At 68.9% G+C, this 10,432-nt stretch carries 10 protein-coding genes; 5 read left to right on the top strand and 5 right to left on the bottom strand.

All coding sequences use genetic code 11. From position 1 onward, the window contains the following. Positions 1–624 (bottom strand): MMPL family transporter (locus tag AC1DVT_RS13780; RefSeq protein WP_477389623.1); only part of this gene is annotated, 624 nt, incomplete at its 3' end. 160 nt (positions 625–784) lie between these two features. Between AC1DVT_RS13780 and AC1DVT_RS13775 the strand changes: the two genes are divergently transcribed. Further along, entirely contained in the window at positions 785–1,423 is a 639-nt protein-coding gene (locus tag AC1DVT_RS13775; RefSeq protein WP_477389622.1) for a TetR/AcrR family transcriptional regulator, read from the top strand. Here AC1DVT_RS13775 and AC1DVT_RS13770 read toward each other — a convergent pair. Genes AC1DVT_RS13770 through AC1DVT_RS13760 form a run of 3 tightly spaced genes read right to left on the bottom strand, consistent with a single transcriptional unit; the run spans position 1,401 to position 5,093 of the window. Next, a complete protein-coding gene (locus tag AC1DVT_RS13770; RefSeq protein WP_477389621.1) occupies positions 1,401–2,414 on the bottom strand; it encodes an o-succinylbenzoate synthase in 1,014 nt (337 codons plus the stop codon). The two genes, AC1DVT_RS13775 and AC1DVT_RS13770, sit on opposite strands and share 23 nt — an antisense overlap. 55 nt (positions 2,415–2,469) lie before the next feature. Beyond that, positions 2,470–4,131 (bottom strand): alpha-amylase family protein, encoded by a 1,662-nt coding sequence (locus tag AC1DVT_RS13765; RefSeq protein ID WP_477389620.1) that lies wholly within the window; start codon positions 4,129–4,131, stop codon positions 2,470–2,472. After that, on the bottom strand, positions 4,128–5,093 hold the full coding sequence (locus AC1DVT_RS13760; RefSeq protein ID WP_477389619.1) for a TIGR03885 family FMN-dependent LLM class oxidoreductase: 966 nt from the start codon (positions 5,091–5,093) through the stop codon (positions 4,128–4,130). The genes AC1DVT_RS13765 and AC1DVT_RS13760 overlap by 4 nt, the downstream gene beginning before the upstream one ends. Positions 5,094–5,228: 135 nt before the next feature. Between AC1DVT_RS13760 and AC1DVT_RS13755 the strand changes: the two genes are divergently transcribed. The 3 genes from AC1DVT_RS13755 to AC1DVT_RS13745 all read left to right on the top strand — a co-directional run bounded on the left by AC1DVT_RS13755 (position 5,229) and on the right by AC1DVT_RS13745 (position 7,387). Then, positions 5,229–5,564, top strand: coding sequence for a PadR family transcriptional regulator (locus AC1DVT_RS13755; RefSeq protein WP_457099011.1), 336 nt, complete (start codon positions 5,229–5,231; stop codon positions 5,562–5,564). A gap of 1 nt (position 5,565) precedes the next feature. Further along, entirely contained in the window at positions 5,566–6,525 is a 960-nt protein-coding gene (locus AC1DVT_RS13750) for a permease prefix domain 1-containing protein (RefSeq protein WP_477389618.1), read from the top strand. A gap of 64 nt (positions 6,526–6,589) precedes the next feature. After that, the gene (locus AC1DVT_RS13745) at positions 6,590–7,387 is read left to right on the top strand and encodes an LLM class F420-dependent oxidoreductase (protein WP_477389617.1); all 798 of its coding nucleotides are present in this window, start codon (positions 6,590–6,592) and stop codon (positions 7,385–7,387) included. Positions 7,388–7,394: 7 nt separating this feature from the next. Here AC1DVT_RS13745 and AC1DVT_RS13740 read toward each other — a convergent pair whose 3' ends face one another. Continuing rightward, positions 7,395–7,586, bottom strand: coding sequence for a hypothetical protein (locus tag AC1DVT_RS13740; protein ID WP_477389616.1), 192 nt, complete (start codon positions 7,584–7,586; stop codon positions 7,395–7,397). Positions 7,587–7,685: 99 nt separating this feature from the next. Between AC1DVT_RS13740 and metH the strand changes: the two genes are divergently transcribed. Next, the coding region (metH, locus tag AC1DVT_RS13735) for a methionine synthase (RefSeq protein WP_477389615.1) at positions 7,686–10,432 on the top strand (2,747 nt) is incomplete at its 3' end.

Below are 10,432 nucleotides of genomic sequence, written 5' to 3'. Positions count from 1 at the left end.
GAGCGGGAACCAGGCGAGCCGGAACGAGCGGAAAGTCACGATGAGCACGAACAGGGCGATCAGCACGCCGGCCGCCTCGATGAGCGAGATGGTCGGCAGCGAGTTCGAGAAGAGGTCGCCGCCGACGGCGACCTGCGAGCCCTCGGGCAGCGCCTGCTCGAGGTCGGTGCCGACCTCCTTGAGGTCGGCTTTGGTCTCGGGCGAGACCGAGGTGGCCTGGCCCTCGAACTGCATGCGGATGATGGCGGCATCGCCGTCGTCCGAGACCAGTCCCGACACCATCTCGTTGAACGGATCGGTGACGGCGAGCACCCCGTCGAGGTCTTCGAGAGAGCTGACCGCGTCTTCGATCGCCGAGGCGTACGGCTCGTCGTGCACGCTGTCGCCGTCCGCCGTGACGATCACGATCTGTGCGCTGGTGCCGCTCGCCTGCGGGAATGACCGGCCGAGCTGCTGGATGCCGGCCTGGGACTCGGTGCCGGGGATCGAGAAGGAGTTGTCGGTGCCCTTCATGAACAGAGCGGCGCTGCCGCCCGCGATGCCGAGCAGCAGAAGCCAGGCGACCAGCACACGCCACGGGTGTCGGTACGACCAACGCCCGAGCGAATAGAGGATGGTGGACACGGGAGCCTCCGGGTCGACAGATTGCGATGCGCCGGTGGTCCGGCAAGGTCAGTTGAGTACAGTCTCGATACGCCGGTGTATCCAATACATAGATGTATCGTAGATTCGGATCTCAACGCAAACCTGAACGTGCGGTGTGAATCCAGCGAAAGGAGCGACGGTGACCGATGTCGTCACGTCTCGCCGGCGCGATCTGACGCGCCAACGGCTGCTGGATGCCGCCGCCGAAGTCTTCGCCGCGGTCGGCCTGGATGCGGCATCCGTAGAAGCGATCTGCGAGCGCGCCGGTTTCACACGCGGCGCGTTCTATTCGAACTTCGACTCGAAGGACGAGCTGTTCCTCGAACTGGCCGGCCGGGTCGCGGGGGAGCGCGTCGCTGCGGTCCGCGCGCGGGTCGCCGACCTCGAGACCGAGGGCGACCTCGGGTCCGCGCCGACCGACGCGTCGGCGATGATCCAGCAGGTGCTCGATATCTCCGCGGACGATCGGCTCGGCATCCTGCTCATGAGCGAGATCCGCATCCGCGCGCTGCGCGATCCGCAGCTCGCCGCGGCCTACCTCGCCCAGGAGGCCGAGATGATCGGCAGCGTCGCGCAGATCATCGAGGACATCGTCCGGGTGCGCGCGCTGCGCCTGCGGGTCTCCGCCGTCGAAGCCGCTCGGCTCATGATCACGATCTGGGAGGGCACCTCGGTGCGGGCGGCGATGGCCGGTGTCGACTATGCCGAGATGTGCCGCCGCACCAACGACGAGCTCGGCCGCGTCGCCCAGCTCATCATCGAGCCGCCGGCGCACTGAGCAGCGCGTGGCACCGCTCGAGGCGGGCGAGCCACCACTGCTGCCGCTCCGGCGTTGCGGCGCGCGCGTCGAGTGACTCCACGTCGGGAGTCACCCTTCCGACCGGGAGCATTCCGCCGCGCGGCAGGAGCGGGGTCGCCGAGACATCCGCGGTGAACAGTGCGGCGGTGCCAAGGCCGCAGTCGTAGTCGAGGTCGGTCAGGGCGGCGGCCAGCGCCGCGCCCATCGCCAGTCCGACCGACGTGTCCAGGGCGCTGGAGACGACCGCCGGGAGCCCCGCCTGCGCGACGATCTCGAGCGCGCGGCGCACCCCGCCCAGCGGCTGGGCCTTGATCACGAGCAGGTCGGCCGCGCCCGCGCGGGCGACGGCGAGGGGATCCTCGGCCTTGCGCACGCTCTCGTCGGCCGCGATCGGAATGCCGAGATACTTCACCCGGCGGCGCAGCTCGGCGAGCTCCTCGACCGTGGCGCACGGCTGCTCGATGTACTCCAGGTCGAACTCCGCCAGGGCGTGCACCGCGTGCTCGGCCTCGTCGAGATTCCAGGCGCCGTTCGCGTCGACGCGGATCCGTCCCTCCGCGCCCATCGCGTCCCGCACGGCGCGCACGCGCGCGATGTCGTCGGCGAGGCTCTGCCCCGGCTCCGCGACCTTCACCTTCGCAGTCCGGCAGCCGTCGAAGCGCGCCAGCACCTCGGGGACGGATGCCGCGGCCACTGCGGGCACCGTGGCGTTGACGGGAATCTCGCGGCGCAGCGGCGCAGGCTGCGGCATCCATCCGAAGTCGATCGCCGCAGCCAGCCAGGTCGCGGCTTCGCGGTCGCCGTACTCGAGAAAGGGGGAGAACTCCGTCCAGCCTTCCGGGCCTTCGAACAGCACCGCCTCGCGGTTCTCGACTCCCCGGAACCTCGTCGCGAGCGGGAGCGCGACCACCCGCGCGGTGCCGAGGAGGTCGTCGAGGGAGGGGAGGGATGCCGCGGCGTCAGTGCTCACGGATCCATCATGCCCCTCGGCAGCGGTGTCGCTCGTCGCGTGTCACCCGCCGCGGTCAGGAGAGTCGCCCGTCCCCGGGCCGCACGACGCGGAGCCAACGGTATCCATAGGGCGGCAGCTCGATCACGACGCTCTTGCGGTCGTCGAGTGCGGTCCGGTCGGGGCCGAGCAGATCCGACAGGGACACGGCATCCGGATCGTCGCTCAGCGTGATGGTCGTCGTGACCGGCACGTCCGCGAAGTTGTGCAGGGCGATGAAGCGCCCCACGTCGGCGGCGAGCGAGTGCGCGAGGACGGCGGGCTGATCCTGCTCGAGCACCTCGAACCGGCCCCAGCCGAGCTCGGCGGAGGAGCGGTAGCGCGACGCAAGCCGCTGGACGAACTGCAGCAGAGAGTCGTCGTCGCCGAGCTGGTCGTCGACGTTGACGTGCTGCGGCGCGTAGCCGTCGGCAGGGGGCGACGCGACGAGCCGTGCGGGCGGCGCGGACGAGAACCCGCCGTTCTTGCCGCGGGTCCACTGCATGGGCGTCCGCACCGACTGGCGTCCCTGGATCTCGATGTTCTCGCCCATCCCGATCTCCTCGCCGTAGAAGAGCACGGGGGTGCCGGGCAGGGTGAACAGCAGGCTGTAGACCATGCGGATGCGACGAGGATCGCCCCCGAGCATCGGCGGGATCCGACGGGTGATGCCGCGTCCATAGACGCGCTGCCGCTCGTCCGGCGCGAACGCCTCGAAAACCTCCTTGCGCTCTGCCTCGGTGAGCTTGTCGAGGGTCAGCTCATCGTGATTGCGCACGAAGTTGGCGTATTGCGACTCCGGCGCGATCTCGGGTCTGGCCTCGAGCGCGCGGATGAGTGGCGCGGGATCCGATCGCGCCAGCGAGAGGTAGAGCGCCTGCATCGAGTTGAAGTCGAACTGCAGAGTCAGCTCCTGGGCGCCGTGCACCCCGAAGTACTCCACCTGATGGGCGTAGGGCAGGTTGACCTMTCCCAGGAGAACCGCATCGCCACGGCGACGCGYGAGGAAGCGGCGCAGATCGCGCAGATACTCGTGGGGGTCGCCGATGTCCACGCCCGGCGGCGCCTCGATGAGGAAGGGCACGGCGTCAACCCGGAACCCCGAGACGCCGAGTTCGAGCCAGAAGCCGATCACCTTGGCGATCTCGTCGCGCACGTGCGGGTTGGCGATGTTCAGATCGGGCTGGTAGCGGTAGAAGCTGTGCAGGTAGTACTGCCCGCTGGTCTTGTCGAGCTCCCACACGCTCGACTCCTCGCCAGGGAACACGGTCTGCGCCTGCTTCTTGGGGGGCTTGTCGACCCACACGTAGAAGTCCCGGAACTTCGCGTTCCGGCCGCGCCGCGCATTGACGAACCACGGGTGCCTGTCGGAGGTGTGGTTGACCACGAGGTCGACGATGACGCGGATGCCTCGATCGCTGGCGGTGCGGAGCAGTTCGACGAGATCGCCATGCGTGCCAAGTCGCGGATCGACCCCGTAGAAGTCGGTGATGTCGTAGCCGTCGTCACGGTCTGGACTCGGGTAGAACGGCATCAGCCACAGGCACGTCACCCCGAGGTCGGCGAGGTAGTCGATCCGCTGCGCGAGCCCGGAGAGGTCGCCCACCCCGTCGCCGTCGCTGTCGAAGAAGGTCTCGACGTCGAGGCAGTAGACGACCGCGGTCTTCCACCAGAGGTCGCTCGTGTCGGTGATCTTCACAGGGCCTCCCTCAGCCGGGGGATGAGCTCATCCTCGCAGCGCCGCAGGAACTCCTCCTGGTCCTTGCCGACGTGATGCAGGTAGACGCGGCCGAAGCCGCATCGCACGAGCTCTGCGATCCGTTCGGCCAGTTCGCCGGCGTCCTGGGCGACGAGCACCGCGTCGCGCATCTCGGCATCGGTCGGCTCGCCGGCGGCCGCATCGAAGGCCTCGGGCCGGGCGATGTCCCAGGCCTGATGCGGCGGCACGAGGCCGTTGCGCCATTGATCCTTCGCGACGGCGAGGGCCTCGGCATCCGTCCGCTCCAGCGAGAGATGCAGCTGCAGGACCGCGGGTCCGCGTCCACCGTGCTCACGATAGGCGGCGACGACCCGTTCCAGAGCGGCGGGCGGCTGGGCGACCGTGGCGAGTCCGTCCGCCCAGGCGGCGACCCAGGCCGCGGTCTCGGCGCCGACCGCGGCGCCGAAGAGCGGCGGGGGTGTCGCCGGGCGGCTCCACACCTTGGCGTCGTGGACGCGGACCAGACCGTCGTGCGTCACGGTCTCGCCGGCGAGGAGCCGGCGGATGACGTCGACGCTCTCGGCCAGGCGCTGGTCGCGGTCGTCCTTGGCCGGCCAGGGGTCGCCGGTGATGTGCTCGTTCATCGCCTCGCCGCTGCCCAGCGCCGCCCAGAATCGGCCGGGGAACATCTCGCCGAGGGTCGCGATCGCCTGTGCGACGATCGCCGGGTGATAGCGCTGACCGGGGGCGTTCACCACGCCGAGCGAGAAGGATGTCGTGGCCAGCGCCGCACCCAGCCAGCTCCAGGCGAATCCTGACTCGCCCTGCCGGATTCCCCACGGCGCGAAGTGGTCGGAGCACATCGCGCCGTCGAATCCGGCAGCTTCGGCGCGACGGACGGAATCGAGGAGGACGCTCGGGGGGAGCTGCTCGTGCGAGGCGTGGTACCCGATGAAGACCATCGCCCGAGTCTCGCCGAGGCGGGTCGTGCCGGGCAGGGGCTTGCACGGCGGCGATCGATGGGCAAGAGCGCAACGCGCTCAAGAACATCAATGTGTCATTGACTATAGTGTGTGATACACAGTACAGTGTGAGACATGAGCGAGACGGAAGCACTCGACACGCACCTCCAGGAGCTGCGTCGCGGCACCGTCGTGCTCGCGTGCCTGCGGCTGCTCGAGCAGCCCGGCTACGGCTACGGGCTGCTCGAACAGCTCGGCGCGCGCGGGTTCGACACGGATGCCAACACCCTCTACCCGCTGCTGCGTCGACTCGAGAAGCAGGGGCACCTTACGAGCGAGTGGAACACCGACGAGGCGCGGCCTCGCAAGTTCTACCGCACCAGCACGGCAGGCGCGCGCCTGGCCGCAGCACTCACCGATGAATTCCGCGCGATCGCGGGTGCGATCGACGCACTTGGACAGGAGGACTGACATGACCTCGACACTCACCGACCGCTATGTCGACGCTGCGATGCGCACCGTCCCCGAGAAGCAGCGCCCCGACCTGTCGGCCGAGCTCCGCGCGTCGATCGGCGACCAGATCGACGCCCGCGTGGAAGGCGGCGATGCACCGGAGGCGGCCGAGCGAGCCGTRCTCACCGACCTCGGCGACCCCGACAAGCTGGCGGCGGGCTACACCGACCGGCCGCTGCACCTGATCGGGCCTCGGTACTATCTCGACTGGTGGCGGCTGCTGAAGCTTCTGCTGTGGATCGTCCTGCCCTTCGCAGCGTTCGGCGTCGCCCTCGGCCTCACACTCGCCGGCAAGCCGTTCGGCGAGATCGTCGGCACGGTCTGGGTCGTGCTGCTCACCACGACCGTGCACCTGTTCTTCTGGACGACGCTGGTGTTCGCCGTGGTCGAGCGCAGCGGGTCCGCGGGCGCGAAGCCCCTGACGGTCTGGACGGTGGACCACCTGCCGGAGCCGCGCGCTCAGGGCGCGGGGTTCGTCGACATGATCGCCAACATCGTGTTCCTCGCGATCGGCGCCGCCGCTCTCGTCTGGGACCAGACGATCGGCTTCGGCTTCGCCTGGATCGACGATCTCCCTCCGGTCCTCAACCCCGGACTGTGGCCGTGGTGGATCGCGGTGCTGCTGATCGTCATGGCGGTGGAGGCGGGCCTCGGCGTGATCGTGTACCTCGTCGGCCGCTGGACCATTCCCCTCGCCGTGACCAAGACGCTCCTCGATCTGGCGATCGCCGTCCCCGCGATGATCCTGCTCGTGAACGGCCGGCTGCTGAATCCGGCGTTCTTCCCCGCGGTCATCCCCGACGCCTCCGATGCCGCCGAGGTTGCCTCGATCATCGCTGTCATCACGGGGTTCTGCATCGTCGGGTTCACCATCTGGGGCATCATCGACGTCTTCCTGAAGGCGCGTCGCGCCCGCTGACGGCCTCGGGCCCCGGACGAAACGTCCGGGGCCCGAGCTGCGTCCGGCGCCAWAGGCTGGCCCCATGCTCCTCGACACTCCCGTGCGCCTCGGCGTGCAGCTGCAGCCCCAGCACGTCACCTACCCGCAGCTGCGCGACGCGGTGCTGCAGCTGGAAGACCTCGGCGTCGACATTCTCTTCAACTGGGACCACTTCTTCCCGCTCTCCGGCGATCCCGACGGACTGCACTACGAGGCGTGGACGATGCTCGGCGCGTGGGCCGAGCAGACGGAGCGTGTGGAATTCGGATGCCTCGTCCACTGCAACAGCTATCGCAATGCCGACCTGCAGGCCGACATGGCCCGCACCCTCGACCACATCAGTGCGCGTGACGGCGTCGGGCGATTCCTGTTCGGCGTCGGCGCCGGCTGGTTCGAGCGCGATTACGACGAGTACGGGTACGAGTTCGGCACCCCGGGATCGCGCCTGAACGACCTCGCCGATGGCCTCGAGCGCATCACGACCCGGTGGGACAAGCTCAACCCGCCGCCCACCCGCCGCATCCCGATCATGATCGGCGGCAAGGGCGAGCAGAAGACGCTCCGGCTGGTCGCGCGGCACGCCGACATCTGGCACAGCTTCGTGCCCGCTGAGGAAGTGGCGCACAAGCTCAGCGTGATCGAGCAGTGGGCGGAGAAAGAGGAGCGCGACACCGCGACGCTCGTCATCTCGAACGAGCTTCATCGCCGTGGCGAAGACGTCGCCGATGCGCTGTACGACGCCGGCACGCGCATCTTCACCCTCGCGTTTCCGGGCCCCGACTACGACTACGACCTCGTGCGCTCCTGGCTGCGCTGGCGCGACGCCAAGAACGGGTCCTGACCGGGCGTTACATGCTGGGGCTTTGGAAGCGCGCGTTGTGATGCGCGGTCTGGGCGGCGAGTGCCACCGGGTCCACACCTCGCGAGGCCGCATCGGCTGACCCCATCCCCGTCATCTGCTCGTGCGTGAGCGGCTTGCCGAAGAACACACGCCGCAGGCGCGCCCGCCAGCTCGGTCGGGGAGAAGGATCCGTTGCCATGGCGCGATCATCGCACAGCGGGTGCTGGTACGACAGGCATCCGGCGGCGCCTCCGTAACCACGGCGCCGTCACGCGCTCGCCCGATTAGACTCGCGCTGGTGACCGGCGATACCCCTCAGCCCCGATTCGCCCTCGACATCGACGGCGTTCCCCGCCCCGAGCGCTCCCAGGCGCTGCTCGACGCGGTGCGCACGCGCGTCGTGATCGCCGATGGCGCGATGGGCACGATGCTCCAGCGTCACGACCCGACGCTCGAGGACTACCAGCAGCTCGAGGGTTGCAATGAGATCCTCAACATCAGCCGCCCCGACATGATCGGCGCGATCCACGACGAGTACCTCGCGGTCGGCATCGATGCCGTCGAGTCGAATACGTTCGGCGCGAACTGGTCGAACCTCGGCGACTACGGCATCGACGATCGCATCGCCGAGCTCGCTGAAGCGGGCGCCCGGATCGCGCGCGAACGGGTCGATACTGCAGAAGCCGGCGACGGACGGATGCGGTGGGTCCTGGGTTCGATGGGTCCGGGCACGAAACTCCCCAGCCTCGGGCACACCACCTACGAGCACCTCAAGCAGACGTTCGCGGAGCAGGCCGAGGGTCTCATCGACGGCGGCGCCGACGCGTTCCTCATCGAGACGTCGCAGGATCTGCTCCAGACCAAGGCGGCCGTCAACGGCTGCAAGCAGGCGATCGTGAGCCGCGGCATCCGTCTGCCGATCTTCGTCGAGGTGACCGTCGAGACGACCGGCACCATGCTCATGGGGAGCGAGATCGGCGCTGCGCTGACCGCGCTCGAACCGCTCGGCGTCGACGCGATCGGGCTCAACTGCGCGACCGGCCCCACGGAGATGAGCGAGCACCTGCGCCATCTCTCCAAGCACTCGACAGTGCCGGTGGCCTGCATGCCGAACGCGGGCCTTCCCGTGCTCACTGCCGACGGAGCGCACTACCCGCTGAGCCCGACCGAGCTCGCGACCGCACATGAGCAGTTCGTCCGCGAATTCGGGCTGGGGCTGATCGGCGGATGCTGCGGCACGACCCCCGAGCACCTGGCCGCTGTCGTCGACCGGCTGCGCCCGCTGCGAGTGTCGGCCGAGGCCGCGGGCGAGACGAGGCGTGCCGACCGCGTCGTCGAGGTCGAGGCGGGCGTCGCCAGTCTGTATCAGCACGTGCCGTTCGAGCAGGACGCGTCCTATCTCGCGATCGGGGAGCGCACGAACGCGAACGGGTCGAAGGCGTTCCGCGAGGCGATGCTCGCCGAGAACTGGGACGAGTGCGTCGAGATCGCGCGCCACCAGATCCGCGTCGGCGCGCACCTCCTCGACGTGTGCGTCGACTACGTCGGTCGCGATGGCGTCGCGGACATGCGCGAAGTCGTGTCGCGCTTCGCCAGCGCGTCGACGCTGCCCCTGGTGATCGACTCGACCGAGCCCGCCGTCATCCGTGCCGGGCTCGAGCTCATCGGCGGACGACCCGTCATCAACTCCGTCAATTTCGAAGACGGGGATGCCGCGACCAGCCGGTTCGGACGCATCATGCCGCTCGTCAAGGAGCACGGCACGGCCGTGATCGCGCTCACGATCGACGAGCAGGGGCAGGCGCGCACCGGCGACGACAAGATCCGCATCGCATCGCGCCTGGTCGACACCCTCGTCGATGAGTGGGGCATGAAGGTCGAGGACATCGTCGTCGACTGCCTCACCTTCCCGATCGCCACAGGCCAGGAGGAGACGCGGCGCGACGCGATCGAGACGATCGACGCGATCCGCCGCCTCAACCAGAAGTACCCAGGCATCCACACGACCCTCGGCGTCTCGAACGTCTCGTTCGGCTTGAACCCTCCTGCACGAAGCGTGCTGAACTCGGTGTTCCTGCATGAGGCAGTCGAGGCCGGCCTCGACTCGGGCATCATCGACGCGTCCAAGATCGTGCCGCTCGCTTCGATCTCGGAGGAGCAGCGYCAGGTCGCGCTCGACCTGGTGTGGGACCGGCGCGAGTTCGATGCCGAGGGGAACACGACCTACGATCCGCTCGCCCGCATGCTCGACCTGTTCGCCGGTGTCGACACCGCGGCCGTCCGCGATCAGCGCGCGGCCGAGCTCGCCGCGCTGCCGGTCGGCGAGCGCCTCGAGCGACGCATCATCGACGGCGCGTCCAAGGGACTCGAGGCTGACCTCGACCTCGCGCGCGCCGGCGGCCTCAGCGCGCTCTCGATCATCAACGACCACCTGCTCGAAGGCATGAAGATCGTCGGCGAGCGATTCGGGTCGGGCGAGATGCAGCTGCCGTTCGTGCTCCAGTCCGCCGAGACGATGAAGACCGCCGTCGCGCTGCTCGAGCCGAACATGGAGAAATCGGATGCCTCGGGCAAGGGGAAGATCATCCTCGCGACCGTACGAGGCGACGTGCACGACATCGGCAAGAACCTCGTCGACATCATCCTCACGAACAACGGCTACGACGTGGTGAACCTCGGCATCAAGCAGCCGATCGCCGACATCATCGCCGCCGCCGAGGAGCACAACGCGGATGTGATCGGCATGTCGGGCCTGCTCGTGAAGTCCACGGTCGTGATGAAGGAGAACCTGCAGGAGCTGCAGTCGCGCGGCCTTGCCAAGCGCTGGCCGGTGATCCTCGGCGGTGCCGCGCTCACCCGTGCGTACGTCGAGGACGACCTGGCCGGGCAGTTCGACGGCGAGGTGCGCTACGCGCGCGACGCATTCGAGGGCCTCACCCTGATGGAGCCTCTCGTGAAGATCGCGCGCGGCGCCGCGCCGGACGAGGTCGGACTGCCGCCGCTGAAGAAGCGCATCCACGGGGCGGGCGCAAAGCTCACCCTGAC

Source organism: Microbacterium sp. P2_F9, assembly GCF_056403635.1.
Note: the sequence above shows the minus strand (reverse complement) of the source record. Positions and strands in the feature narration are given on the sequence as shown.